Genomic DNA, 26,256 nt, shown 5'->3' on the forward strand with positions numbered 1-26,256 from the left:
CATAACTGCTAATCTACGTCAGCCCCAAAAATAAACAGTAGACTGTTTGATCATCAGGCCGTCTGAATGCGTTTCAGACGGCCTTGTTTTACTTGAAGTAGCCGTATCAACATGATTTCACTATAATTGCTGCGCCAATAAAAAAATAATCCAAACAATGAACAAACAAATCCGCCAAGAAATTTTCGAGCGTTTCCGCGCTGCTAATCCTCATCCGACTACCGAGTTGAATTTTAGCTCGCCGTTTGAGTTGCTTATCGCCGTTTTATTGTCTGCACAAGCAACTGATGTCGGCGTGAACAAAGCGACTGCCAAACTCTTTCCCGTTGCCAATACGCCGCAAGCCATGTTGGATTTGGGGCTGGACGGCGTGATGGAATACACCAAAACCATAGGCCTCTACAAAACCAAATCCAAACACATCATGCAGACTTGCCGTATTTTGCTGGAAAAATATAATGGCGAAGTACCTGCCGACCGCGAGGCTTTGGAATCTTTGCCCGGTGTCGGCCGAAAAACTGCCAATGTGGTGTTGAATACTGCATTCGGACAACCTGTTATGGCGGTTGATACCCATATTTTTCGTGTGGCTAACCGCACCAAAATCGCGCCGGGCAAGGATGTGCGTGAGGTTGAAGACAAGCTGATGCGCTTTATTCCCAAAGAATTTTTGATGGATGCCCATCATTGGTTGATTTTGCACGGCCGCTATACATGTAAGGCTTTGAAACCGCAATGCAGCAAATGTTTGATTAATGATTTGTGCGAATATCCGGCAAAAATGTAAATAAAAACAGATAAAAAAAGGCCGTCTGAATTTCAGACGGCCTTTGATTTGGCTGTGATTAGTCGGCAACTGCCATCAGGCTGGCGTTACCGCCGGCAGCGGTAGTATTGATACTGCAAGAAATTTCTTCAAATACTTGCAGAATGTCCAGACCTTGTTCGGAAGGCAGGATACGGATGAGCGCGCCGTCGCGGCCGGCCAACTCTTGTTTGCGCTCGCTGCTCAAAGGCTCGATAGCGGCAACATGGCTGATGCCTGCGTTTTCAGGTTTGCTGTTGACTTGCAATAAACCGTCCAAATCGGCTGAGTAGGAAGCCAATGGGCTGTTAGGCTCAACAACGGTTTGGATGCCTGCGGCTGCCAGCTCGGTCAGGGCAGAGAAGGCTTGCAGCAGATTGCCGCCATGTACCCAAACGCGTTTTGGAGAGCGCCAGCTCAATGAGTTGCGTTCGCCGGTCGGGCCGACCAATACGGTTTCGGCTTTGCGCAGGGTACGGACGCGTGCGTGACCCAAAGCTGCGGCTGCGGCTTTTTTCTCTTCTGCGTTAAACGGCAGTTTGTGAACCAGGGTTTCCAAACGTTTGAGCGCGTCTTCGTCTGCTTGACCGATGCGGCTGAGGGTTGGGGCAACCCATTCAGGAGTACGGACCAGGCGTTGCAGATAGAATGAACCGCCTGCTTTTGGACCGGTACCGGACAAGCCGTGACCGCCGAAAGGTTGTACGCCGACAACGGCACCGACGATGTTGCGGTTAACGTAGATGTTACCGGCTTCGATGCGGTCGCGGATATGGTCGACAGTACCTTCGATACGGCTGTGTACACCGCTGGTCAGAGCATAGCCTTTGGCGTTGATTTGGTCGATGAGTTGATCCAATTCGCTGGCACGGTAGCGGACAACATGCAGCACGGGACCGAACACTTCGCGTTGCAACTCGTTCAGGTTGTTCAATTCAAACAGGATTGGACGAACGAAGGTAGAGTTGTTGTCATCAACGTCGGCGGCAGTTTTGATTTCGTGGTAAGCCTTCGCTACGCCTTTCATTTTGTTGATGTGGGCCAACAGGTTTTGTTGGGCTTCAGCATCGATGACAGGGCCGATGTCTGTGGTCAGTTGGATTGGTTTGCCGACAACCAGCTCATCCATTGCGCCTTTGATGATGTTGATCATTTTATCGGCAACATCTTCTTGAACGCACAAGATACGCAGGGCGGAACAACGTTGGCCCGCGCTGTCGAAGGCAGAGTTCAATACGTCGAGGCAGACTTGTTCCGGCAGGGCGGTAGAGTCTACGATCATCGCGTTTTGACCGCCGGTCTCGGCAATCAGGACAGGGCTGTCGTCGCGTTTGGACAGGGCTTTGTTGATCAGGCGCGCTACTTCGGTAGAACCGGTGAAGATCACGCCGCCGATGCGGGCGTCGCCGATCAGGGCGGAGCCGACATCACCTGCGCCGAGTACGAGTTGCAGCGCAGAAGTCGGAATACCGGCTTGATGCATCAGGGAAACTGCGTAAGTGGCAATCAGGCTGGTTTGTTCGGCAGGTTTGGCGATAACAGTGTTACCGGCTGCCAATGCAGAAACCACTTCGCCGGTAAAGATGGCCAATGGGAAGTTCCATGGACTGATGGCAACGATTGCGCCGACAGCTTTGGCATCTTTAGGCAGGGTGTTTTCAGCTTCGTTGGCATAGTAGCGGCAGAAGTCAACGGCTTCGCGTACTTCGGCAACGGCGTTGTTCAAGGTTTTACCGGCTTCGCGGACGGCCAGCATCATCAATGCAGGCGTGTGTTGTTCCAACAAATCTGCAAAACGGCGCAGGCAGTCGGCGCGTTCTGAAGCAGGTTTGGCGCTCCACTCCGGCAGGGCGGCAACGGCTGCACCAATAGCCTCTTGAGCCAATGCCGCATCGGCAAAGCTGACAGTGCCGACAACATCGTTGTGGTCTGCAGGGTTGCGGACGGGTTGCGCTTCGCCCACGTTACGCGCTTCGCCATTGACGATAGACGCGGCGTGGAAGTCTTCGGAAGAAGCTTGGTTGAGTTTTTCTTGCAGATTTTGCAATACGTTTTCGTTGCTGAAATCGACGCCTTGGGAGTTCAGACGGCCTTTGCCATACAAATCGCGCGGCAGAGGCAATGCCGGATGCAGGTGGATGCCTTGTTCGGCAATGGTGTCGAACGGGCTCTTAATTAGGCGGTCGATGCTGATGTTTTCGTCAACGATTTGGTTCACGAAAGAAGAGTTTGCACCGTTTTCCAACAGACGGCGTACCAAGTAGGCAAGCAGGGTTTCGTGTGTGCCGACCGGGGCATACACGCGTACGCGACGGCCTAAGTTTTGCGGGCCAACCACTTGGTCGTACAGGGTTTCGCCCATGCCGTGCAGACATTGGTGTTCGAAGTCTTTGCCTTTACCCATTTGGTAGATTGCGCCCAAAGTGTAGGCGTTGTGTGTGGCAAATTGTGGGAACACGGCATCTTGCGCATCCAAGAGTTTGCGTGCGCAGGCGAGATAGGAGATGTCGGTGTGGACTTTACGGGTGTAAGTCGGGTAGCCGTCCATGCCGTCTACTTGAGCCCATTTCACTTCGCTGTCCCAGTATGCGCCTTTAACCAAACGGATCATCAGTTTTTGGTTGTTGCGGCGTGCCAGGTCGATCAGATAGTCGATAACGAACGGGCAACGTTTTTGGTAGGCCTGAACAACGAAACCGATACCTTTGTAGCCGGCCAAGTCGGGATCGGAAACCAAAGCTTCCATCAAGTCCAAAGACAATTCGAGACGGTTGGCTTCTTCGGCATCGATGTTGATACCGATATCGTATTTTTTACCCAAAAGGAACAATTCTTTCAGGCGCGGCAACAGTTCGCTCATCACGCGTTCGTGTTGGGCGCGTGAGTAGCGTGGGTGGATGGCGGAAAGTTTGACGGAGATACCGTTGCCTTCGTAAACACCTTGGCCTGCGGCATCTTTACCGATGGCATGAATGGCTTGGACGTAGTCGTTGTAGTAGCGGTTGGCATCTTCTTCGGTGTATGCGGCTTCACCCAACATATCGAAGGAGAAGCGGTAACCCATTTTCTCGCGCTCTTTACCGTTTTGCAGCGCTTCTTCAATGGTTTGGCCGGTTACGAACTGTTTGCCCAACAGGCGCATTGCGTAGTTCACACCTTGACGGATCAGAGGTGCGCCGCCTTTGCTGATCAGACGGCTCAATGCGGAACTCATCTGTTTGTCGTTTGTTGCGGTCAGTTTGCCGGTAATCAGCAGACCCCATGCAGCCGCGTTAACGAAGAGGGAAGGGCTGTTGTTCAAGTGGCTTTTCCAGTTGCCTTCAGAGATTTTGTCGGCAATCAGGCGGTCACGGGTGGCATTGTCCGGAATGCGCAGCAGGGCTTCAGCCAGACACATCAGTGCAACACCTTCTTCACTGGAGAGAGAGAACTCGTGCATCAAAGCATCTACACCGCTGGCTTTGGTACGGCTGGCACGGACTTGGGTAACCAAACGACGGGCAAGCTCGGAGGCGGCATTGCGTTCTTCGTCGGTCATCTGTGCACGTTGCAACATATCCTGAACGGCCTCGATTTCATCACGGCGGTAGGCATCAGTTACAGCTTGACGCAGAGGAGTTTGTGTTGGAAAAGCGAAGTTAAACATTATTTATGTTCTCCAAAGGTTTTTTCATGGTTTCAGACGGCCTGAATTAAGACTGACAAAACAAGCATTCTGAAGGATAGTAATATCGTAATAAAATTATGATGCGGATACAAGATGCATCCGCATAAATTGCTGTTTTTTCTGATAAGGCTCAGATTATTTTGAAACAGTTTATTTCGTAAAGACGGCCTGCACGGAATCATGCAGGCCGTCTGAAAACGTCTTATTTAGAGGCGCGGTATTCTGCGTCTGCTTTTTCAAAGCGTTCTTGCAATTCGCGTGAAGGTTTTTTGTCGATCAGGGACACCAAAACAATCACGAGTGTGCAAATGATAAAGCCAGGAACGATTTCATAGACAGTAGCGAAACCTGTTTCTTGTGCGGCCAAAGCAGGTTTTTTGATCCACTCAGCCCAAACTACTACAGTCAGTGCACCTGCAATCATGCCGGAGAGTGCGCCGTAGGCAGTAATGCGTTTCCACAGTACAGACAGGATAACGACCGGGCCGAATGCGGCACCAAAGCCAGCCCATGCGTAAGCTACCAAGCCTAATACTTTGCTTTCAGGATCAGAAGCAATCAGGATGGAAATCACGGCAATCGCCAATACCATCAGACGGCCAATCCATACCAATTCAGCTTGTTGTGCTTTTTTACGCAGGAAGCCTTTGTAGAAGTCTTCGGTAATCGCGCTGGAGCAAACCAACAATTGGCAAGACAGAGTGGACATTACGGCGGCGAGAATCGCGCTCAAGATGATACCGGCAATCCAAGGGTTGAAGAGCAGGGTGGCCAAGGCGATGAAGATACGCTCGTGGTTGCCGTTCATTTCATCAACGTGGGCAGGGTTGGCACCGAAGTAAGCGATACCGAAGTAGCCGACAGCCACGGCACCGGCCATACACAGAATCATCCAAGTCATACCGATGCGGCGTGCAGAAACCAGGGATTTGGCACTTTCGGCAGCCATGAAGCGAGCCAAGATGTGCGGTTGGCCGAAATAGCCCAAGCCCCAAGCGGCGGTGGAGATAATGCCGATGACGGTTGTACCGGCAAACAGGCTGCCGTATTCTTTACCGGTAGAGGCAGCGACTTGTTGCATAGCGGCATTCATTTGATCTGCACCGCCCAAGCCCAGGTACACCATTACAGGGGTCAGGATCAATGCAAAAATCATCAAAGAAGCTTGCAGGGTATCGGTCCAGCTTACGGCCAAGAAACCGCCCAAGAAGGTATAGGCGATGGTTGCGCCGGCACCCAGCCACATGGCTTGAGTGTAAGACATACCGTGGAACAGGCTTTGGAACAGGGTAGCACCGGCCACGATGCCTGAAGCACAGTAAATAGTGAAGAAGAACAAGATAATCAGTGCGGAAACCACTTTCATCAAGTGACCGCCGGCACCGAAGCGGTGGAAGAAGTAGTCAGGAAGCGTCAGTGCGTTGTTGGCGTATTCGGTATGCACGCGCAGACGGCCTGCAACCAAAAGCCAGTTGAAGTATGCGCCTACAATCAGACCAATGGCAATCCAAGCTTCATTCAAACCGCTCAGGTAAATGGCACCGGGCAAACCCATCAAGAGCCAACCTGACATATCGGAAGCACCGGCAGACATCGCGGTCACGAACGGGCCCAAGCTACGGCCGCCGAGGATGTAGTCGTCGAAGTTGCGGGTTGAAAAATAGGCGGCAAGGCCGATCAGTAGTACGGCGACCAAATAGATCGCGAAAGTGATATACATGGGATTCATGTACTTATTCCTCATCTAACTTTTAAAACGGGTTTGAAATTGCAAGCAATTCATACCCAAACTTTTTTCTAATAAAAATACAGCTTAAAAATCCTGTTTTTTGCGAGAGAGACAGGATAAATTATTTTCAAATACAATAAAATACGAAATCTTAATGCATTAAATTGTAAATAATTTAAACCAGCATACCGCAAAAAGTCGCTTTTGCAAAGCGAAGAACTCAGCCTTTATTCGAAATTGATGCCGCCTTTTGGCTAAGTCATTTAAAAACATAAAAATATATAAATTTTTACCGATGATGACGAAGGAAAGTGTGTGAAACTATCTTTCCTGATGTTTTTTGGGGATTAAAGAGAAAAAGTAATTAAACGACTTGGGCTTTCAGACGGCCCTATGCAGAAACCCCGTATCTGTGTCGGGCAGATACGGGGTTTTTAGAAAAAAAGACTACATTAAATAGAAAAATCGTCTTTTAATAAGTGTTTGTAAGCAAAGAGATAAGAGGCCGCGACAAAGGATGATCCGCCCAGGACGTTGCCTAAGAAAACAGGAATCATGTTGTAGAAAAATTGACCCCAGCTGACGTTTGCGCCCGCCCAAATGCCGGCCGGAATGATGAACATATTGGCAACAAAGTGTTGAAAGCCGATTAATACGAAGATCATAACCGGGAACCACATGGCTAAGATTCGTCCTGAAGTATGGCGTGCGCCGAAGTAAAACCAGATGCCCATACACACCATCCAGTTACATGCGATGGCAGAAACGAATGCGCGGCCGAAGTCCATATTGACTTTGGCTTCGGCAATGGCAATGGTTTTCGCTGTGGCCGGTCCTTCGGCAAGGCCGACGTAGTGGCCGAGGAAATAAGCCATGGCTACGGCTCCTGCCAGATTGCCCAAGCTGACAATCAGCCAGTTGCGCACCAGTTTGTGGGTGCTGACTCGGCCGGTCAGCTTACCCAAGGCCATAATCATCATATTGCCTGTTGCCAACTCGCCGCCGCCGATTAAGATACAAATCAGTGCGATAGGGAACACGGATGCGCCCAACAGGGCGGCTAGACCGTTCCATTCGGCAGGAATGCCGCTGATGACGCGCAGGCAGGCAAGATAGCCGAAGCCGACATAACCGCCGCCTAAGAAACTCAAAATCACCAACATCTTGATGCTGAATTCAGATTTGGCGCAACTCTTGCCGATGGCGTCCTGCAAAATTTCATGAGGGAACAGGTCTCGTGTATCCATGAAGTTTCCTTAAGGTTAATATAAGAATAAAAATATCTTTCTTTATCATACGGATGGCGAGTTTGCCTGAGAATACGGCGGACAGGAAATAACGGCTGATTGTAAGGATAGAAGCGTAGGTTATATATTGGCAGCCGATGTGTGAAAGGCCGTCTGAAAGCAATACTTTCAGACGGCCTTTAGATGGAGGAATGGAAATTATAAGCGCGTTACGCTTAAAACGCCTTTGATGTCGCCCAGACTGGCTAATACGCGCGGCAGGTCGTTGACTTGGCGGACTTCAAGGGTAAAGCGCATGCTGGCTTCCAAATCGCGCGATTGGGTTTGCACCGCGGTAACGTTGAGCTTGTGCCGTGCCAGCGCATCCGAAACGTCGCGCAGCAAACCGGAGCGGTCTTGGGCGCGGATTTCGACATCGACGGCAAATACTTGTCCTTCCTGCAGGGCTGCCCAGCTTGCGTTCAACACTTTTTCCGGAGCCTGCTCGGCAAGGTGGCGGAAAGAAGGGCAGGTGCAGCGGTGGACGGAAATGCCGCGGTCGCGGGTAACAAAGCCCACAATATCATCGGGCGGCGCGGGTTTGCAGCATTTGGCAAGCGTGGTCATCAGGCCGTCTTCGCCGTCAATCAGAATGCCGTTTTTGCCGCCTTTTTTGATTTTGGACTGTTTGACGATATTGGTCTCGTCAACCGGTACCGGAGCCGGCTCGATCAAAGCACCGCAGGCCTTGCTGATGGCGCGGTTGGAAATCTCGCCCTGGCCGATGGCCGTATAGAGTTCGTCGGTTTTTTTGAAGCCGAGTTTTTCCGCCAGTGCTTGCAGATTGGGTTTGGGGAAGATTTTTGACAACTGTTTGTCCAACTGGGCCCGGCCTGTTTCGCGCACGGTATCCGCATTTTGCTGGCGGATGAAGGCACGGATTTTGCTGATGGCGCGGTTGGATTTGACCCAGCCTTCGTAGAGCCAGTTGACGGAAGGATTGCCTTCTTTTGCAGTAATGATTTCAACGCGTTGTCCGTTTTCCAAAGGCGTGGACAGCGGCACGATTTGTCCTTCGACTTTTGCACCGCGGCAACGGTCGCCCACGCTGCTGTGCAGGGCGTAGGCAAAGTCGATGGGGGTGGCGCCCGTAGGCAGGGAGAGGACTTTGCCGTGCGGGGTCAAAACATAAATCGTGTCGTTGAAAAGTTCGGTTTTGAAGGCGGCGGCGAGGTCTTCCTTGCCGCTTTCGGCCATGTTTTCGCGCCAGTCCAAGAGTTGGCGCAACCAGGCAATTTTCTGTTCGTAGGCGGAATCGCCCTTGCCACCTTCTTTATAACGCCAGTGGGCGGCGACACCGAATTCGTTGAATTGGTGCATGTCGAAGGTGCGGATTTGGACTTCCACACCTTTGTCTTCCGGGCCGACGATAACGGTGTGCAAACTTTTGTAGCCGTTGCCTTTCGGGTTGGCGATGTAGTCGTCGAACTCGCCCGGAATCGGCTGCCAGAGACTGTGGACGATACCCAGCGTGGTGTAACACTCGGGAACGGTGTCGACCAGAATCCGCACGGCGCGGATGTCGAACAGCCCGTCGAAAGTGAGCTTTTTCTTCACCATTTTTTTGTAAATGGAGTAGATGTGCTTCGGTCTTCCGGCAACTTCAAAATGAATATTGTATTTTTTCAGTTCCGTACGCAGGATATTGAGGAAGTTTTCGATGTATTCGAGGCGCTCAGTGCGTTTTTCGTCCAAAAGCAGGGCGATTTCGCGGTATTTTTCGGGTTCTTGATGGCGGAAGCCGAGGTCTTCGAGCTGCCATTTGAGTTGCCACACGCCCAAGCGGTTGGCGAGCGGGGCAAAAATGTCGAGGGTTTCTTTGGCAACGGCGCGCTTTTCAGGATTGTCGGGAACATTGCTTAAGAATTGGAGGGTGCGCGTACGCATCGCCAGTTTGATCAGGACGACGCGGATGTCGGTAACCATCGCCAACAGCATTTTGCGCATGGTTTCGGCCTGTTGGCCGCGTTCTTCCGGCGTGGCAAGGCTGTCCACGCGTGCGAATTGGGTCAGTTTCTGTACTTCGTCCACGCCTTTGACCAGCTCGCAAACGGTGCTGTTGCAGCGTTCGGTAACCAATTCGTGCCAAGTGGGAACGTATTTGCCGATGTCGGACAAAATCGTAGCGGCAACGGCATCAGGCAAGAGGTCGAGTTCGCTGACGATTTGCATCGAGCCGAGGAAATGTTCCATCAATGGCTCGCCGTAAGTCGTTAGGGCATCGGCAGGATAATGTTTTTTAGCTAAGTCAAAGGCCGTCTGAATCAGGTTTTTATCGGAATCGGGCAGCGCGGCAACATAGCCGTCGAACCAAGCGAGGAGGCCTTCCAGCGTTGCACTCGATGTTTGGGGCGTTTGGCGAATAGTGGTCATGGCGTGCGTTTTTTCTTTTTGATAAAAACGTTGCTATTGTAACAGTTTATTGCCGACAGCCCTAGATTTGTATGCGAATGTGGCACTATGTTTCAGAAAACCTTGTTTCAGACGGCCTTGGGTGTTATGGTTAACCGTTTTGAAATTTTAAGGAGCATTTCGATGAAACTGTATATTTACGACCATTGCCCGTTTTGCGTCCGTGCGCGGATGATTTTCGGCTTGCGTGATGTGGCGGTGGAAGAGGTTGTCTTGGCAAATGATGACGAAGCCATGCCGATTGGCATGATTGGCTCAAAACAAGTGCCGATTTTGCAAAAAGAAGACGGTTCGTTTATGGGCGAAAGTTTGGATATTGTCCGTTACATCGATCAAGGCCGTTTGAAAGAAGAAGTTCGTCCAGAAGTACAGGCTTGGTTGGACAAAGTGGGCGAATACAATAACAAATTGGTACAGCCGCGCATGGTTAAAATCGGCCTGCCCGAATTTGATACCGATGAAGCGAAAAAATACTTTATCGACAAAAAAGAGAAAAGTATCGGCAATTTCGAGACTAATCTGAACAAAACGGCGCAGTATCTGGAGCGTCTGCATCAAGACTTGGCAGAGCTGGAAGCGCTGGTGTGCGAAGGCGAGGGCTTGGGCGGTGAAATCAGTTTGGAAGATATCCTGACGTTTCCTGTTTTGCGCAACCTGACCGTTGTGCGTGGTATCCAATGGCCGCAAAAATTGATGGATTATTTGTTGGCGATGAGTGAGCGTTCCGGCGTGGCTTTGTATTTTGACCGCGCGTTGTAATGAATGTTTGAAACATAAAAAAGGCCGTCTGAAAATGTTCAGATGGCCTTTTGGTTTAATAGGCAATCGTATCGGCAACCTGTGACAAACCGTTTTCCAACGATTCGAGCATGGCGGTATAGCCGTCGCCTTGTTGCGGCGTAATGGCGTTAAACGGTTTGCTGCGTCCGTCCGGCCATAGTGCATAACCGCTGATGGTGGTCTGCCCCTGATAGCTGCCTTGGAAGGCTTCGATATAGACTTTCAGGGTTTGACTGCTTTGGCTGCGTGAAGCAGGCACGAAGGTGCGATGTGGATTGAGGCGGTTGAGCTTGTTGCTGAGATTTGCTGCCAATGCGCCATCGAGCGGTGCCGCCCAAAGGTGGTTTTTCGCTAGATTCACATGATAGGCATCGGTTTGGTAAACGAGGCCGCCGTTGGCAAGCGGTTCGGCAAGGTTGACTTTGACCGCAATTTCATTGCCATGCGCAGCCGGGCGGATGTACTGGCTGTCGGGCAGGACGAAATATTGTGTGCTTTGCGCAGTGCCGCAGGCGGCAAGCGTCAGGGCGGCGGCAATCGGGAAGAGGCGCATTATCGGCTTCCTTTCGGGATAGGGTCTTTGCTGCTGCTGTTGAAAATCAGCGCGTTGGGTTTTTCTTTCAAAGTATTAATCACGGGTTGAACGTCTTTTAAGGTTTTGTCCAAACTTTGCAGCGTATTTTGTACGTCGCCGTAGATAGGCGATTGAGGCGATACGCCTTGCAGGGTTTGACGCAATTCTTTCAGGGTTTGGTTCAACTCGTTCGGAATGTTTTGTGTCTGCGGTTTGCCGACTAGTTTGTCGATGGAGCTTAAAGCGGCATTAGCAGATTTGAGTGTGGACTTGAGCTCGGCAAGCGAACCGTTCAAGCCGGCAACAGTTTTATCCAATGGCAGATTGTTGAACTTGTCTAACAAGTCGGCCACTTTTGCCTGCAAATCGTCCAAACCGCCGCCTTGGGTTGCGATAACGGTATCGCCTGCATAAACGGTATGCGGTCGCAGCTTAGGCGAGGCGGAAGGCTGATCGTTCAACTCAATCATTTTGCTGCCGGTCAGCAGGTTGTTGCTGGAGATGGTGGCAGTCAGGCCTTTGTTTAAGGCCGTCTGAAATTGTTGTTTCCAATGCTCTTTGCTTTGTTCATCGGCATTGATTTCCAAACGGGAAGGCTCGATGCGGATGCGTACGGGAATCCAACCGTTTTCAAACAAGTGCAGGCTGTCGTTGCGGTCGAAATAAGGGACATCGGAAACCACGCCGACATTCAGGCCTTTGTACTCGACAGGCGAACCGGCAGTCAGGCCGCGTACGGATTGTTTGAAAAACGCGGTGTAATACAGCGAGCGGTCGTCAGGCAGGTTGGCAACTTCGCTGCGGCTGTCATAAAGCGTGAAGCTGTCTTCGCTTTTGACGTTTTTACTGTTTTTGGTTTTCGGCGAATCAAACGAAATCGCGCCCGACAGCAGGGCAGGCAGAGGGGCGGAGTTGAGTTTGACGCCGCTGCCTGTGGTTTCGATATTGATGCCGTTCTCCAACCAGAAACGGCTTTCCGAATTAATCAGTTTGTCGTTGGGGCTTTGGATGAAAATGGTGTAATGCACGCTTTGGTCGGACGGGTCGAAATGCGCGCTTTCTACTTGACCGACCATAAAGTTTTCATACAAAACAGGGCTGCTGACGTTGAGGATGCGGTCGTTTTTGCCGATCAAATTCAGGCGCAGGCCGCTTTGGCCGATGGCGGCAATCGGTGGAATGTCCTGCACGACAAACACATCTTGGGTTTCTTGGCTTTTGCCCGGTGTAAATGCAATATATGAACCGGAAAGCAAAGTGCCCAAGCCGGTAACGCCGCTTTGGTCGATACGCGGTTTGACCACCCAAAATTGGGTATCGCTGCGGATAAGGTCTTTGGCATCGGCGCTGAGCTGCGCAGTGACTTCCACGCCTTTTTGGTCGTCGCGCAATTTGATGCGGGTAACGCGTCCGACATCGACATTCAACACTTTAATAACGGTGTTGTTGACTTCGATGCCTTCCGCGCTGTCCATCAACAGTGTAACGACAGGGCCGCGGTTGCGGATGTCTTTAACCAAAAGCCAGCCGCCGGCAATCAGCGCAATCAGCGGAATCAGCCACACGACAGACGTGAAGACATTGGTTTTCTTGACACGCGCCGGTGCGTGATAATTGGGTGAAGAATCGTGTTTTTTCATTGTGTTAAGGTCTGGTCAGAATCAAGGCCGTCTGAAAGCTGCTGTTGCTTGTCCCAAATCAGACGGGGATCGAAATAATAGGCAGAAAGCATGGTCAAAATAACGACCAGGCAGAAGTAAATCGCTGCACCACCCGGCACGACGCGTGCCATATTGGTGTGGAACGAACTCATCAAAAGAATAATCACAAAAATATCAATCATCGACCAGCGGCCGATGGATTCGGTAATCCGATACAAAACCGACATTTTGTCCGCGCTCATCACAGGTTTGAAGTATGCGGAATAAATCAAAACCGCCATCGCAATAATCTTCAAAACCGGCAGCATAATACTGGCACTAAAGATAATCACGGCAATCAACCGGTCGCCTTCGTCCCACATATAAACAATGCCGTTGAAAATCGTATTGATCTCCAAAGCCGTCGGGTTGGACGAAATCATAATCGGCAGGATGTTGGCAGGGAAATACAGGATAAACGCCGCCACTAAAAACGCCAGCGAAATGCTCAGGCTTTTCGGGCGGCGGCGGTATAAGTCTGCGCCGCATACGCCGCAAGGCTGCTCGTCTTTATTGCGGAAATACAGGCAGCGGCTGCAACAGATTTTGTCTTCAGAGGCCGTCTGAACCGCATGGCCGCCGGTTAAACGGTGAATCTTATAATAAACCCAATGCTGCGGAATCGATACCGAAGTCCGAATCAGCATGACCGACAGCGGAAACATCAGATAAAACGCCGAGCCGAACTCTACCGTAGCAACGGACGAGAGCTTGATATACGCCACCAAAGTGGAGATGAAAAACACATCCACCATAATCCAATGACGCAGCCGCACCAATACACGCGTCGCAAAGCGCAGCGCAGGGTAGGCCTTTTCGCGTATCAAAGCCGTATAAACATACAGGCAGAGCAGTAAAAACAGTAAAGGCGCACCGAAAGTAAGGATAAACATCACTTCCGCCAGAAAACCATAATCCAGCGAAATCAAAAGCCGCATCATTTGCGGCAACGACAAAATCGATGTCACGCCGAACAAATCGACGCGGATATACACCATATTGTACGCAAACGCCATCAGAATCAAGGTTGTCAGCGCATAGGCGATCGGCGCGATATACGGATTGTTTTCCACCTCTACGATTTCATGGTTGCATACCGGACAATGCGCTTCCTGCCCCTGACGCAGGCGCGGAATATCCATACGGCAGCCGCAATCGGGGCATTCCACCGTATGTGCAGGCAGCGTCGCATCAGGAAGATAAGACTTGTAGCGCCACCAGCGATGGTAGGCAGGAATCCGTTTCATGGTTCGGCAGGGGGTAAAGAAGGTGCAAAGAGTGTCGCATTATAAATGAAAACAGCAGGATAGCACAAATTTAGCAGATATTTGGTTGAATGGCGGCTGCTTCATAAGAAGGCCGTCTGAAAAGGCAGCAAAGGTTTCAGAAGACGCTGGCTATGGGCCGTTAGATTTTATTAATAAGACCCAATTGAGTTTATTGACATTGAAATAAAAATGATATATATTCTAATTATAAAAAATGATGAGACTTATTGAATTGCAAAAGGCACGCCAACACTGAGCCGGAAGCATTTAAAAAGTTACATTCTTTATTTTTAAAACGATTTTTTCAAAGAAGACGGCATTTCAAAACAATAGAGGCCGTCTGAAGCCGTTTGCCCCCTATTCAAAGGAAACATCATGAGTGAAACACAAGAGCTGACTTTCGCCAAACGCTTGAAAGAGCAAACCACAGTTACACACGACAGCGTTGATAACTTGGTTATGTTTGTCCAGCCTTTCGTCAGCAAAGAAAACTACATCAAATTTTTGAAACTCCAATCAGTTTTCCACAAAGCTGTCGATCACATCTATAAAGATGCCGAATTGAACAAAGCCATTCCCGAACTCGAATACATGGCGCGTTACGATGCCGTAACCCAAGACCTAAAAGACTTGGGCGAAGAGCCTTACAAATTCGACAAAGAATTGCCGCATGAAACAGGCAATAAAGCCATCGGCTGGCTCTATTGCGCCGAAGGTTCAAATTTGGGTGCTGCTTTCTTGTTCAAACACGCTCAAAAACTCGAATACAACGGCGAACACGGCGCACGCCACCTGGCCCCGCATCCCAACGGCCGCGGCAAACACTGGCGCGCCTTCGTCGAGCACCTGAATGCCCTGAACTTAACTCCGGAAGCCGAAGCAGAAGCCATTCAAGGCGCGCAGGAAGCGTTTGCCTTCTATAAAGTGATTCTGCGTGAAACCTTCGGTTTGCCGGAAGGCACAGAAGCCCCCGAAGGCATGATGCCGCACAGACATTAAAAATAATGAAACAAACAAGGTCTCGGCATGGATGTTTGCAGAGACCTTTAATTACACGACACAGATTTATTTGTACGGGTTGCTGTCTTATTAAATATTAATGATTATCAGAAAATTTATTATGCATTAACTGATGGATGAACAATCCATTACACCTTGAGTTGATAATATGAAACCATTACACATGCTTCCTATTGCCGCGCTGGTCGGCAGTATTTTCGGCAATCCAGTCTTGGCAGCGGATGAAGCTGCAACCGAAACCACACCCGTTAAAGCAGAGATAAAAGAAGTCCGCGTTAAAGGCCAGCGTAATGCGCCTGCAACCGTGGAACGTGTCAATCTCGGCCGCATTCAACAGGAAATGATACGCGACAACAAAGATTTGGTGCGTTACTCCACCGACGTCGGCCTGAGCGACAGCGGCCGCCATCAAAAAGGCTTTGCTGTGCGCGGCGTGGAAGGCAACCGTGTCGGTGTCAGCATTGACGGCGTGAGCCTGCCTGATTCTGAAGAAAACTCGCTGTATGCCCGTTATGGCAACTTCAACAGCTCACGTTTGTCTATCGACCCTGAACTCGTACGCAACATCGAAATTGTGAAGGGCGCAGACTCTTTCAATACCGGCAGCGGTGCATTGGGTGGCGGCGTGAATTACCAAACACTGCAAGGTCATGATTTGCTGTTGCCTGAGCGTCAATTTGGCGTGATGATGAAAAACGGTTACAGCAGCCGCAACCGCGAATGGACAAATACATTCGGTTTCGGCGTGAGCAACGACCGCGTGGATGCTGCTTTGCTGTATTCGCAACGTCGCGGTCATGAGACCGAAAGTGCGGGCGAGCGTGGCTATCCGGTAGAGGGCGCCGGCAGCGGAGCGAATATCCGTGGTTCTGCGCGCGGTATTCCTGATCCGTCCAAACATAAATACCACAGCTTCTTGGGTAAGATTGCTTATCAAATCAACGATAACCACCGTATCGGCGCATCGCTCAACGGTCAGCAGGGCCACAATTACACGACTGAAGAGTCTTATAACCTGACCGCTTCTTCTTGGCGCGAAGCCGATGACGTAAACAGACGGCGCAATGCCAACCTGTTTTACGAGTGGACGCCCGATTCGAATTGGTTGTCGTTGTTGAAAGCGGACTTCGATTATCAGAAAACCAAAGTGGCGGCGGTTAACTACAAAGGCTCGTTCCCGATGGATTATTCCACCTGGACGCGCAACTACAACCAGAAGGATTTGGACGAAATCTACAACCGCAGCATGGATACAACCTTCAAACGCATTACGCTGCGTATGGACAGCCAGCCGTTGCAACTGGGCGGGCAACACCGCCTGTCGTTTAAAACATTTGCCAGCCAACGTGAGTTTGAAAACTTAAACCGCGACGATTACTACTTCAGCGGCCGTATTTTGCGCACGACCAGCACGATTCAGCATCCGGTGAAAACCAACAACTACGGTTTCTCGCTGTCTGACCAAATCCAATGGAACGACGTGTTCAGCAGCCGCGCAGGTATCCGTTACGACTACACCAAAATGACGCCGCAGCAACTGAATGCCGAGTGTCATGCTTGTGACAAAACACCACCTGCAGCCAACACTTATAAAGGCTGGAGCGGTTTTGTCGGCTTGGCTGCACAGCTGAGTCAGACATGGCGTTTGGGTTACGATGTAACTTCCGGTTTCCGCGTGCCGAATGCGTCTGAAGTGTATTTCACTTACAACCACGGCTCAGGTACCTGGTTGCCTAATCCGAACCTGAAAGCCGAGCGCAGCACCACCCATACCCTTTCTCTGCAAGGCCGCAGCGAAAAAGGTACTTTGGATGCCAACCTGTATCAAAGCAATTACCGCAACTTCTTGTCTGAAGAGCAGAAGCTGACCACCAGCGGCGATGTCGGCTGTACTCAGATGAATTACTACTATGGTATTTGTAGCAATCCTTATTCCGAAAAACTGGAATGGCAGATGCAAAACATCGACAAGGCCCGAATCCGTGGTCTTGAGCTGACAGGCCGTCTGAATTTAGGTCAAGTGGTTTCTTTTGTACCTGAAGGCTGGAAATTGTTTGGTTCTGTCGGTTACGCGAAGAGCAAACTGTCAGGCAACAACAGCCTGCTGTCCACTCAGCCTCTGAAAGTGATTGCCGGTGTCGATTACGAAAGCCCGAGCGAAAAATGGGGTGTGTTCTCCCGCCTGACTTATTTGGGTGCGAAAAAAGCTAAAGATGCGCAGTACACCGTGTTTGAAAACACCGGTTGGGGTACGCCTTTGCAAGAAAAAGTAGTAGATTATCCATGGCTGAACAAATCGGCTTATGTGTTTGATATGTACGGCTTCTACAAACCGGCTAAAAACCTGACTTTGCGTGCCGGCGTATACAATATGTTCAACCGCAAATACACCACTTGGGACTCCCTGCGCGGCCTGTACAGCTATAGCACCACCAACGGCGTTGACCGCGATGGCAAAGGCTTAGACCGCTATCGCGCCCCAGGCCGCAATTACGCTGTATCGCTGGAATGGAAATTCTAAGTAGTTAACGGATAGCCAAAGGCCGTCTGAAAGTTTTGATGACTTTCAGACGGCCTTTTTTATTTAAAACGAAAATTTTAAACGGATAACAACGGCTGCTGCCGAACAATCGCGCGGATGATGGCGCGGTTGGGGTGTAGCGCGGTTCTCAGCCTTTGCGATAGCGGATGCGGCAAACCGAGTATTTCGGCTGCAATGGCGGCGGCGCAGATGGGGGCTGTCGCCAGGCCGCGTGTGCCGTGTGCCGTATTGATGTAGGCATGGTGCAGGTAAGGGCAGGTGATATTGTCGAGGCGGTAGTTTTTGTCCAATGCCAGCTTGGCGTAGGCGGACTGCATGGCGGCGATGTCGCCGAGTGCGCCGACAACGGGCAAGTGGTCGAGGCTGTCGCAACGTAGGGCGGCATGGCCTTGTGTGGATTGGAGCGGGGGAGTTTGCAGGCCGTCTGAAAACAGGGATTGTGCCAATAGCGGATTGAGCTGGTGCAGGGCGGCACGGTTGTCGGCTTCTTCGTGCGGATACCAAGTTTCATCGTTGCTGTTGAGGACAAATGTCGCGCCGTAGCAGTGGCGGCCTTGCCAGCTCGGGCTGATGTAGCTTTCGCCGGAAATGGCGCAATGCAGCTTTTGTGAAAACGGGCTGGCGGACACAACACCGGTTTGGCCGCGGATTTGGCGGAAAGGCAGGGCGGAGACGTTGGTGTCGGCGGCATTCGGGCTGTGCGCACCCATACAGTAAACGATATGGCTGGCATTGAAATGCGTATTTGGCGTGTGTGCCGTCCATTGTGCGCCGTCATGCGATACAGCGGTCAGCGGCGAGTGTTCGTGTAACTCGATCAGCGGATGGTTCAATAAGGCATGCACGACGGCGGGCGGATTCAGCCATACGCCTTGCGGCCAGTAAAGGCCGTCTGAAAATACGTTTATGCCTGCAATGTGTGCGGCTTCTTCGGCAGATACGCTGCGGTAAAGGTGTTTATGCTGGTGTTGCAAACCCAAGGCCTGATTGCGTTTGCGTTCGCTGTCGTCAAAATTCAAATGCAATACGCCGTCTCCGCCCCATACGTCGGAATCGGGCAGCAAGTTTTCCAACAATCGGCGCGTGTAGCCGTAGCCTGTCAGCAGCAGCTCGGTTTGTTCGGTATCGTGTGGCGAGATTTTGGCGTAGAGCAAGCCTTGGCGGTTGCCGCTGCCTGCCTGTGCTGCTTTTTCGGCCTCTAAAACGGTAACGCGTACGCCGTGTTCCGCCAGTTTGCGTGCGGTCGCTGCGCCGGCAATGCCTGCGCCGATAATCAGGACGTGTTCGGGCATGGCTTGATGTTCAGGCCGTCTGAACCAAGGTTTTAGGGGAGTTGGGGTGGATTGGGGTATGGCTTCGGTTTGCCATTCGATATGAGGGAAATGTTCGTGCAAGCGGTCGGCGCGGTGTGGCGGAACCAGCCAAAGATGCACGTCAGGCAATAGGTTTTCCAAAACATTGACGCTGTTGAACTGAAGGCATTTCATGGCTTGAACGAGGCGGTTGTTCAGACGGCCTTCAAGCTCGGATGGCTGATTCGATAATGGAAAATCGGGAATATGGTTTTCAGGCAGGCAGACAATCAAATAAAGCGGCGCGGTATGTTGTTTGATGGCGCGGCAAAGGGTAGCAAGGGCGGGTGTGGTGTTCCAAGCAAGGCAGGTCATGATGAAAGGCCGTCTGAAAAAAGAGGCTTTATTGTAACGCGGTTTGCGCGGATAGAATATCCGGACGGGTTTTGATAAAATCTTTCGATATTTGTTTTCCCATTGATTTTCATACAGGAATTTTATGCGCCGTCTTTTATTGTGCCTTCTCGCTTCCGGCTTGCCCGTTGCCTGTTTATCTGCGCCGCCGGATAACGGCGGCCAAGCCTTTCAGCCCGAACGGTGGGCAACACCCATTAAACACGATGCCAACCTTTATCGCATCGATGACAAGCTTTACCGCAGCGAGCAGCCCGTTGCCGAAGATGGAGAAGCCATTGTCAAGCTGGGCATTCAAAGCGTGATCAACCTGCGCTTTTTCGACCGAAACGATGACGACCATTTGAAGGCGTATGGTTTGACCTTGTTAAACCGTCCGTTGCTGTCATGGAGCATTAAGCCGAAAGAGATTGCGGAAATCCTATACCTGATTGAAAAACAACAGCAAAACGGCGCGGTACTTATCCATTGTTATCACGGTGCGGACCGTACCGGTTTGATTGCCGGAATGTACCGCATCATCTATCAAGGCTGGCCGGTGGAAGAAGCAAAAGCCGAAATGCAACATGGGCCTTACGGTTATCACAGCATTTGGAAAAACATTGCCAAGCTGTTTACCGAAGAGAAAGTCGAGCAGGTTAAAACGCATTTGGAAGCCTTGCGCAAACGCGGTTGACGCCAAGATTCAAAACATAAAAAGGCCGTCTGAAAGATTTGTTTTTTCAGACGGCCTTTTTAATGACAGACGGTTTAAATCACAAAATCCGTAGATGATAATTGAATGCTTTGATCCATATCGGCAGACGGAGTTTTGGAAGAGCGGCCGACCGGTTTGGCCGGTACGCCGACAACGGTAATCGAAGACGGTACGTCGGCAACCACCACGCTGCCTGCGCCGATTTTGGCATTTTTGCCGATGCGGATGTTGCCCAAAATCGAAGCGTTCGCACCAATCATCACGCCGTCGCCGATTTTCGGGTGTCGGTCGCCGCTTTCTTTGCCCGAGCCGCCCAGCGTTACGCCGTGGAGGATGGAAATATTATTGCCTAAGACGGCGGTTTCGCCGGCGACAAAACCGGTGGCATGGTCGAGCATTAAACCATGACCGAAACGGGCGGCCGGGTGGATATCGACGCCGAACACTTCCGACATGCGGTTTTGCAGGAAATACGCCAGCGTTTTGCGGCCGTTTTGATAAAGCCAGTGGTTGATGCGGTGTGCCTGTACGGCGTGGAAACCTTTGAAATACAACAGCGGCAGCGAATATTCATCACAAGCCGGGTCGCGCTCGTAAATAGCTTTCAAGTCGGCCTCGACACATTTGCTGATGCGGGTGTCCGCACTTAAAGCCTGCTGATAAATTTCAAACAGCGCACGTACGTCCATAATCGGACTGCCGAGCTTGCTGGAAAGATGGTAGGCCAATACCGAATCGAGAGACTGGTGGCGCAATACGGTTTGATGCAGGAAGCTCGCCAGCATCGGTTCGGCCGCGGCGGCGGTTTCGGTTTCTTCGCGGATGGTGTGCCACAGATTAAAATCAGTTGAATTCAAATGGTCTTTTTTCATGTTTGAGGCCGTCTGAAGAATACAATCAGATGGCTATCTTACCGTTTTCCAACGTCTTTTAACAAGGCATTTGATAATCGGCATTCAAATGCTTGAAGTTTTTTCAGACGGCCTTATATATGAAACATCGAATATCAACACGCTAAAAGGATGTCAGAAATGACGGAGCATAACGAACAACATCAACACGAAGCAGAAGAAACGGCAGCCGTAGAAACTGCCGAAACCGTTGAAACCGAACAAGCAGAACCGACTTACGAAGAACTTCAGGCGCGTGTCGCCGAGTTGGAAGGCCAGCTCAAAGACAGCGAATTGCGCGGTCTGGCAAACGAGCAAAACCTGCGCCGTCGCCATCAGCAGGAAATCGCCGACACCCATAAATTCGCCGGACAAAAATTTGCAGCAGAAATGTTGCCGGTTAAAGATTATCTCGAAATGGCGCTGCTGGACCAAAGCGGCAATTTCGATGCGCTGAAAATGGGCGTGCAAATGACTTTGAACGAGCTGCAAAAAGCATTTGATACCACACACATTAAAGAAATCAATCCGCAGCCGGGCGACAAACTCGATCCGCACCAACATCAAGCGATGCAGGCAGTCGTCAGCGAGCAAGAGCCGAATACCATCGTCAGCGTGATGAAAAAAGGTTATACATTGGCCGACCGCGTGCTGCGTCCTGCAATGGTTGTCGTGGCGAAAAAAGAAGATTGAAGGCATCGCTTGATAAAGTTTATCAAGCATAAAATCTTCAGACGGCCTTATCCGGTTTCAAAACCCGATGTTCCGCTATTGGAAAATCATTCCGATAAACCGGAATCGGAAAATGAAAACCGGGCCGTCTGAAAAAAGAATAAACGGCTTGTGGATAAATAAATCAAGCACTTGAATTTAATCTTAAAAAAAATTCAAAATAGGCCTTGAAAAAAAATGAAGCAACCTTATTTACAAGCCATCGGAACGAAATGTTCCACAGGATTATTAATTAAGAAAAGTTTATTTAGGAGCAACATAATATGGCAAAAGTAATCGGTATTGACTTAGGTACAACCAACTCTTGTTTGGCCATTTCTGAAAACGGTCAAACCAAAGTAATCGAAAACGCAGAAGGTGCACGCACCACTCCTTCCGTTATCGCTTATTTGGACGGCGGCGAAATCCTCGTCGGCGCGCCTGCAAAACGCCAAGCGGTAACCAACGCTAAAAACACTATTTACGCGGCCAAACGTTTGATCGGCCACAAATTTGAAGACAAAGAAGTACAACGCGACATCGAATCCATGCCTTTTGAAATCATCAAAGCCAACAACGGCGACGCATGGGTGAAAGCACAAGGCAAAGAGCTGTCTCCTCCTCAAATTTCCGCAGAAGTTTTGCGTAAAATGAAAGAAGCAGCCGAGGCTTACTTGGGCGAAAAAGTAACCGAAGCCGTGATTACCGTTCCTGCCTACTTCAACGACAGCCAACGTCAAGCGACTAAAGACGCAGGCCGTATCGCGGGTTTAGAAGTAAAACGCATCATCAACGAACCGACCGCAGCCGCTTTGGCATTCGGTATGGACAAAGGCGACAGCAAAGACCGTAAAATCGCCGTGTATGACTTGGGTGGTGGTACTTTCGATATTTCCATCATCGAAATCGCCAACATCGACGGCGACAAACAATTTGAAGTATTGGCAACCAACGGCGACACCTTCTTGGGCGGTGAAGACTTCGACCAACGCTTGATCGACTACATCATTGACGAGTTCAAAAAAGAACAAGGCATTGATTTGAAACAAGACGTCATGGCTCTGCAACGCCTGAAAGAAGCTGCCGAGAAAGCCAAAATCGAATTGTCCAGCGGTCAGCAAACCGAAATCAACCTGCCGTACATTACTATGGACGCAACCGGTCCGAAACACTTGGCTATGAAAATTACCCGTGCCAAATTCGAAAGCCTGGTTGAAGATTTGATTCAACGTTCTATCGAGCCTTGCAAAATCGCATTGAAAGATGCCGGCTTGAGCACCAGCGACATCGACGACGTGATTTTGGTCGGCGGTCAGTCCCGTATGCCGAAAGTACAAGAAGCCGTTCGAGACTTCTTCGGCAAAGAGCCTCGTAAAGACGTGAACCCTGACGAAGCCGTTGCCGTAGGCGCAGCAATTCAAGGCGAAGTATTGAGCGGCGGCCGCAGCGACGTATTGCTGCTGGACGTAACCCCTCTGTCCTTGGGTATCGAAACCATGGGCGGCGTGATGACCAAGTTGATTCAAAAGAACACTACTATTCCGACTAAAGCGTCTCAAGTGTTCTCTACTGCCGAAGACAACCAAAGCGCTGTAACCATCCATGTGCTGCAAGGCGAACGCGAACGCGCTTCTGCCAACAAGTCTTTGGGTCAGTTCAACTTGACCGACATCGCACCTGCACCACGCGGTATGCCTCAAATTGAAGTTACTTTCGACATCGACGCCAACGGTATCTTGCACGTTTCTGCCAAAGACAAAGGCACCGGCAAAGCCGCCAACATCACCATCCAAGGTTCTTCAGGTTTGAGCGAAGAAGAAATCGAACGTATGGTGAAAGATGCCGAAGCCAACGCTGAAGAAGATAAAAAACTGACTGAATTGGTCGCTTCACGCAACCAAGCCGAAGCCCTGATTCACTCCGTGAAAAAATCTTTGGCCGACTACGGCGACAAACTCGACGCTGCCGAGAAAGAAAAAATCGAAGCTGCGTTGAAAGAAGCTGAAGAAGCCGTTAAAGGCGACGACAAAGCCGCTATCGATGCTAAAGCCGAAGCTTTGGGTACAGCCAGCCAAAAACTGGGCGAAATGGTTTACGCTCAAGCGCAAGCCGAAGCACAAGCAGGCGAGGGCGCACAAGCCGAGTCTTCTGCTAAGAAAGACGACGACGTTGTAGATGCCGACTTTGAAGAAGTAAAAGACGACAAAAAATAATTGATGCTGTCTGAAAAAAGCGCGAATCGAAAGGTTCGCGCTTTTTGTTGTTTGGGGAATGTGTAAAGACGCTTTGTCAAAGTTGACGGTAAACTTTCAAAACCTTGCTACATCATCGCGTTGCCATACTTCTATTGCTGAATTTTGAACAGATTTCGCCGAATGCAGACAGCAGCTGACAGTCAAAGCCATTAATATTTGTCCATCGCTTGAGTGCGAATAAATGCTTATTTTTACCTCAAATCAACCTCTTGAAAGAAGATAAATATGAAAAAACTGATTCAAATGACCATCTTTGATGGTTGCCGCTGCCGGCTTGGTATTGGCTCCTGTCGCTTCTGCGCATGGCAAACACGAAATGCATCCGAAACAAGAACGTATGCACAAAAAAGCCAAACCGCACAAAATGAAAAAACCTGCACCTAAAGCCAAACACCACGCACCGAAGCCCAAACATCATCAAGAGCATCACCACGAACCTCATTAAGATGAATCCTCAACAATAAATAAGGCCGTCTGAAACACAAACATCAGGTTTCAGACGGCCTTCGGTTTATCTGTCAAATAGCGCTTTGCCGTTTTTCTTGTGCCAAACGGGTCGGCTCCAGCCAGGCAATGTTTCTTTCTGCCAGCGCATCGCGCCAATAATCCAGTTTGGTATCCAAATCTTCAGAGAAACTGTCTTGATTCAAAAGTTGAATGATAACGCCGCCATCCGTAGCTTCGGCCAAGCGGCTGATTTGACGCAAAATGCCGCGATCGGGAACAGTTTGCGTGCGTACGCCGATGAGAAGTTGCGCCGGAGTTTGTTTCAATTCGGCTTCCAATTGTTCCAAATCTTTTCTGCCGGCGACTACGCCTTTGTCTATCCATTCTTGCGCCAAAACGCCGGAAAACCAAAGCGGATCAGGCCATTCCGTTTCCAGTGTAACAGCCCATTTGGGCGCATTATTCAGCGTAATTTTGGATGAAACGGGAACGATGTTTTCCTGAAAGTCATCGATATCGACAATCTTCGTTTGCCATGTGCGGAGAATGTTTTGATAGTAGGGCTGATTCAAATCCAAACGTTCGCGCAGGGTTTTTAAAGTAATCTTGCAAGCCAGCCAAGCAAGCAAGCGCGGCAGAATGCCATAGCAGATAATGCTGCCGATGAGTAAACCCGCCCAAGCGCGTGCATCTTCGATATGATTGTTCAGACGGCCTGCAATTACGGCCTGACTGTCTGGAACAGGAAAGCCCAAACGTTCCGGCAACCATGATAAAGCCTCAACCGTTTTCACCAATGCCGTATTGCTCAACAGCGTACTTTCCCAGTTGAACGTATATTGACGCACCAAAAGCAGCAGCAAAACAGAAACCAACATTCCCGACAGCGTACAAAGCCACAGACTGTGTGAGGTTGCGCCAATCAGCCAACGCGTTTGCGGTTTGCGCCATTCGTCCATGTAAAGCCGCAAAATAGCCTGATTGACCGGGTCTTTACCTCGGAACCAAGTTGCCGGACTGCTGATAAAGTGCACATTTTTCAAACGCAGGAATAAAGTCGCCAGCCACACCAGCAGCATGACCGTATTCGTGCCCAAAATTCCGGCCAACACCAGAAAAAAGTTTAGCCCCTGATGGTCCATCAACAGATAAGTGCTGGAAAAACCGACCGTAAACAACAACGTCGCCGCAACAATCCAAAGCCAAAACGAGCCTGTCTCCACCTGTTGCAACACATATTTCAAATGCTTGTCGCGGTCGATAATTTGAGCGCGGCGTATCAGTTTTTCCTCATTGCCGCCGTCAATATGTCGCAACGCTTCCGTCGCCTGAACAGGATCTCCCGGAAAAATATAGGCACGCTCTTCAAGGATACGGACCAACTCGACAAGTTTTTGCGATGGATTCAACATAAATGATAGGCCGTCTGAAAGATAAAATGGAAACGTCTGTTATACCCACAAATAAACCCCTTTTTTGCAAAGGTCAAAAAATTAAAAGCAGTTTTGATTTTGGGTATATAGTGGAATAGATGTAAAAAAAGCAGCTCGAAAGCTGCTCATTTTGAGTGTGGTGCGGACGGAGAGACTCGAACTCTCACACCTCGCGGCGCCAGAACCTAAATCTGGTGCGTCTACCAATTTCGCCACGTCCGCACTAATTTGAATCGTGAATTATACACAAGATTAATGGGGGCGCAAAGTCTTGTTTGCTTGAATTTGTCGGTTTATCCCTTATATAATGACTTAATTCCGGCCGTCTGAAAGC

Annotated in this window: 18 protein-coding genes and 1 tRNA gene; 8 read left to right on the forward strand and 11 right to left on the reverse strand. The window is 50.2% G+C overall.

Going from position 1 to position 26,256, the window contains the following annotated elements:
* The first annotated feature begins 157 nt into the window (after positions 1 to 157).
* Complete coding sequence (gene nth, locus HMPREF2661_RS10855) at positions 158 to 787, forward strand: endonuclease III (protein ID WP_049323145.1); 630 nt, start codon at positions 158 to 160, stop codon at positions 785 to 787.
* A 58-nt stretch (positions 788 to 845) separates the two neighbouring features.
* On the opposite strand, the gene putA is transcribed toward nth, so the two are convergent.
* From putA to HMPREF2661_RS10875, 4 genes are all read right to left on the reverse strand, one after another.
* Positions 846 to 4,451, reverse strand: coding sequence for a bifunctional proline dehydrogenase/L-glutamate gamma-semialdehyde dehydrogenase PutA (putA, locus tag HMPREF2661_RS10860; RefSeq protein ID WP_070823780.1), 3,606 nt, complete (start codon positions 4,449 to 4,451; stop codon positions 846 to 848).
* Between the two features lie 223 nt (positions 4,452 to 4,674).
* Positions 4,675 to 6,201, reverse strand: a complete 1,527-nt coding sequence (gene putP, locus HMPREF2661_RS10865; protein WP_070823781.1) for a sodium/proline symporter PutP — start codon at positions 6,199 to 6,201, stop codon at positions 4,675 to 4,677.
* A gap of 452 nt (positions 6,202 to 6,653) precedes the next feature.
* On the reverse strand, positions 6,654 to 7,448 hold the full coding sequence (locus HMPREF2661_RS10870; RefSeq protein ID WP_049323149.1) for a formate/nitrite transporter family protein: 795 nt from the start codon (positions 7,446 to 7,448) through the stop codon (positions 6,654 to 6,656).
* A gap of 198 nt (positions 7,449 to 7,646) precedes the next feature.
* On the reverse strand, positions 7,647 to 9,860 hold the full coding sequence (locus HMPREF2661_RS10875; protein WP_070823782.1) for a RelA/SpoT family protein: 2,214 nt from the start codon (positions 9,858 to 9,860) through the stop codon (positions 7,647 to 7,649).
* 87 nt (positions 9,861 to 9,947) lie between these two features.
* Between HMPREF2661_RS10875 and HMPREF2661_RS10880 the strand changes: the two genes are divergently transcribed.
* On the forward strand, positions 9,948 to 10,658 hold the full coding sequence (locus HMPREF2661_RS10880; RefSeq protein WP_070823783.1) for a GrxB family glutaredoxin: 711 nt from the start codon (positions 9,948 to 9,950) through the stop codon (positions 10,656 to 10,658).
* Between the two features lie 55 nt (positions 10,659 to 10,713).
* On the opposite strand, the gene HMPREF2661_RS10885 is transcribed toward HMPREF2661_RS10880, so the two are convergent.
* Genes HMPREF2661_RS10885 through HMPREF2661_RS10895 form a run of 3 tightly spaced genes read right to left on the reverse strand, consistent with a single transcriptional unit; the run spans position 10,714 to position 14,200 of the window.
* Complete coding sequence (locus tag HMPREF2661_RS10885) at positions 10,714 to 11,232, reverse strand: PqiC family protein (RefSeq protein ID WP_070711805.1); 519 nt, start codon at positions 11,230 to 11,232, stop codon at positions 10,714 to 10,716.
* Positions 11,232 to 12,893: an intermembrane transport protein PqiB gene (pqiB, locus tag HMPREF2661_RS10890; RefSeq protein WP_070823784.1), complete on the reverse strand. Its 1,662-nt coding sequence runs from the start codon at positions 12,891 to 12,893 to the stop codon at positions 11,232 to 11,234. The genes HMPREF2661_RS10885 and pqiB overlap by 1 nt, the downstream gene beginning before the upstream one ends.
* On the reverse strand, positions 12,890 to 14,200 hold the full coding sequence (locus HMPREF2661_RS10895) for a paraquat-inducible protein A (protein WP_084824337.1): 1,311 nt from the start codon (positions 14,198 to 14,200) through the stop codon (positions 12,890 to 12,892). Before HMPREF2661_RS10895 ends, pqiB begins: the two co-directional genes overlap by 4 nt.
* Before the next feature lie 396 nt (positions 14,201 to 14,596).
* On the opposite strand from HMPREF2661_RS10895, the gene HMPREF2661_RS10900 reads away from it, so the two are divergent.
* Both HMPREF2661_RS10900 and HMPREF2661_RS10905 read left to right on the forward strand, forming a co-directional pair.
* Positions 14,597 to 15,220, forward strand: coding sequence for a biliverdin-producing heme oxygenase (locus HMPREF2661_RS10900; RefSeq protein ID WP_036493824.1), 624 nt, complete (start codon positions 14,597 to 14,599; stop codon positions 15,218 to 15,220).
* 169 nt (positions 15,221 to 15,389) lie between these two features.
* Positions 15,390 to 17,762 (forward strand): TonB-dependent hemoglobin/transferrin/lactoferrin family receptor, encoded by a 2,373-nt coding sequence (locus tag HMPREF2661_RS10905; RefSeq protein WP_070823786.1) that lies wholly within the window; start codon positions 15,390 to 15,392, stop codon positions 17,760 to 17,762.
* Positions 17,763 to 17,839: 77 nt separating this feature from the next.
* Here the strand turns inward: HMPREF2661_RS10905 and mnmC are convergent, their stop codons facing one another.
* Complete coding sequence (gene mnmC / locus HMPREF2661_RS10910) at positions 17,840 to 19,450, reverse strand: FAD-dependent 5-carboxymethylaminomethyl-2-thiouridine(34) oxidoreductase MnmC1 (RefSeq protein ID WP_070823787.1); 1,611 nt, start codon at positions 19,448 to 19,450, stop codon at positions 17,840 to 17,842.
* A 124-nt stretch (positions 19,451 to 19,574) separates the two neighbouring features.
* Between mnmC and HMPREF2661_RS10915 the strand changes: the two genes are divergently transcribed.
* Complete coding sequence (locus tag HMPREF2661_RS10915) at positions 19,575 to 20,165, forward strand: tyrosine-protein phosphatase (protein WP_070823788.1); 591 nt, start codon at positions 19,575 to 19,577, stop codon at positions 20,163 to 20,165.
* Between the two features lie 74 nt (positions 20,166 to 20,239).
* Here HMPREF2661_RS10915 and cysE read toward each other — a convergent pair whose 3' ends face one another.
* Complete coding sequence (cysE, locus tag HMPREF2661_RS10920) at positions 20,240 to 21,058, reverse strand: serine O-acetyltransferase (protein WP_070823789.1); 819 nt, start codon at positions 21,056 to 21,058, stop codon at positions 20,240 to 20,242.
* Between the two features lie 150 nt (positions 21,059 to 21,208).
* Between cysE and grpE the strand changes: the two genes are divergently transcribed.
* The 3 genes from grpE to HMPREF2661_RS10935 all read left to right on the forward strand — a co-directional run bounded on the left by grpE (position 21,209) and on the right by HMPREF2661_RS10935 (position 24,487).
* A complete protein-coding gene (gene grpE / locus HMPREF2661_RS10925; protein WP_070823790.1) occupies positions 21,209 to 21,769 on the forward strand; it encodes a nucleotide exchange factor GrpE in 561 nt (186 codons plus the stop codon).
* 302 nt (positions 21,770 to 22,071) lie between these two features.
* A complete protein-coding gene (gene dnaK / locus HMPREF2661_RS10930) occupies positions 22,072 to 24,000 on the forward strand; it encodes a molecular chaperone DnaK (RefSeq protein WP_049348822.1) in 1,929 nt (642 codons plus the stop codon).
* A 298-nt stretch (positions 24,001 to 24,298) separates the two neighbouring features.
* A complete protein-coding gene (locus tag HMPREF2661_RS10935; protein WP_234398619.1) occupies positions 24,299 to 24,487 on the forward strand; it encodes a hypothetical protein in 189 nt (62 codons plus the stop codon).
* A 73-nt stretch (positions 24,488 to 24,560) separates the two neighbouring features.
* Here the strand turns inward: HMPREF2661_RS10935 and HMPREF2661_RS10940 are convergent, their stop codons facing one another.
* Both HMPREF2661_RS10940 and HMPREF2661_RS10945 read right to left on the reverse strand, forming a co-directional pair.
* Complete coding sequence (locus tag HMPREF2661_RS10940; protein ID WP_070823791.1) at positions 24,561 to 25,901, reverse strand: DUF2868 domain-containing protein; 1,341 nt, start codon at positions 25,899 to 25,901, stop codon at positions 24,561 to 24,563.
* Between the two features lie 158 nt (positions 25,902 to 26,059).
* A tRNA-Leu gene (locus HMPREF2661_RS10945) sits at positions 26,060 to 26,144 on the reverse strand.
* Positions 26,145 to 26,256: the final 112 nt, after the last annotated feature.

The sequence above is a fragment of the Neisseria sp. HMSC061B04 genome (assembly GCF_001836705.1).
GTDB lineage: Bacteria > Pseudomonadota > Gammaproteobacteria > Burkholderiales > Neisseriaceae > Neisseria.

Excerpts from the sequence above, each read along its gene's own strand:
- nth (WP_049323145.1), top strand. The coding sequence starts at position 158 with ATGAACAAACAAATCCGCCAAGAAATTTTCGAGCGTTTCCGCGCTGCT.
- putA (WP_070823780.1), bottom strand. The coding sequence starts at position 4,451 with ATGTTTAACTTCGCTTTTCCAACACAAACTCCTCTGCGTCAAGCTGTA.
- putP (WP_070823781.1), bottom strand. The coding sequence starts at position 6,201 with ATGAATCCCATGTATATCACTTTCGCGATCTATTTGGTCGCCGTACTA.
- HMPREF2661_RS10870 (WP_049323149.1), bottom strand. The coding sequence starts at position 7,448 with ATGGATACACGAGACCTGTTCCCTCATGAAATTTTGCAGGACGCCATC.
- HMPREF2661_RS10875 (WP_070823782.1), bottom strand. The coding sequence starts at position 9,860 with ATGACCACTATTCGCCAAACGCCCCAAACATCGAGTGCAACGCTGGAA.
- HMPREF2661_RS10880 (WP_070823783.1), top strand. The coding sequence starts at position 9,948 with ATGTTTCAGAAAACCTTGTTTCAGACGGCCTTGGGTGTTATGGTTAAC.
- HMPREF2661_RS10885 (WP_070711805.1), bottom strand. The coding sequence starts at position 11,232 with ATGCGCCTCTTCCCGATTGCCGCCGCCCTGACGCTTGCCGCCTGCGGC.
- pqiB (WP_070823784.1), bottom strand. The coding sequence starts at position 12,893 with ATGAAAAAACACGATTCTTCACCCAATTATCACGCACCGGCGCGTGTC.
- HMPREF2661_RS10895 (WP_084824337.1), bottom strand. The coding sequence starts at position 14,200 with ATGAAACGGATTCCTGCCTACCATCGCTGGTGGCGCTACAAGTCTTAT.
- HMPREF2661_RS10900 (WP_036493824.1), top strand. The coding sequence starts at position 14,597 with ATGAGTGAAACACAAGAGCTGACTTTCGCCAAACGCTTGAAAGAGCAA.
- HMPREF2661_RS10905 (WP_070823786.1), top strand. The coding sequence starts at position 15,390 with ATGAAACCATTACACATGCTTCCTATTGCCGCGCTGGTCGGCAGTATT.
- mnmC (WP_070823787.1), bottom strand. The coding sequence starts at position 19,450 with ATGACCTGCCTTGCTTGGAACACCACACCCGCCCTTGCTACCCTTTGC.
- HMPREF2661_RS10915 (WP_070823788.1), top strand. The coding sequence starts at position 19,575 with ATGCGCCGTCTTTTATTGTGCCTTCTCGCTTCCGGCTTGCCCGTTGCC.
- cysE (WP_070823789.1), bottom strand. The coding sequence starts at position 21,058 with ATGAAAAAAGACCATTTGAATTCAACTGATTTTAATCTGTGGCACACC.
- grpE (WP_070823790.1), top strand. The coding sequence starts at position 21,209 with ATGTCAGAAATGACGGAGCATAACGAACAACATCAACACGAAGCAGAA.
- dnaK (WP_049348822.1), top strand. The coding sequence starts at position 22,072 with ATGGCAAAAGTAATCGGTATTGACTTAGGTACAACCAACTCTTGTTTG.
- HMPREF2661_RS10935 (WP_234398619.1), top strand. The coding sequence starts at position 24,299 with ATGGTTGCCGCTGCCGGCTTGGTATTGGCTCCTGTCGCTTCTGCGCAT.
- HMPREF2661_RS10940 (WP_070823791.1), bottom strand. The coding sequence starts at position 25,901 with ATGTTGAATCCATCGCAAAAACTTGTCGAGTTGGTCCGTATCCTTGAA.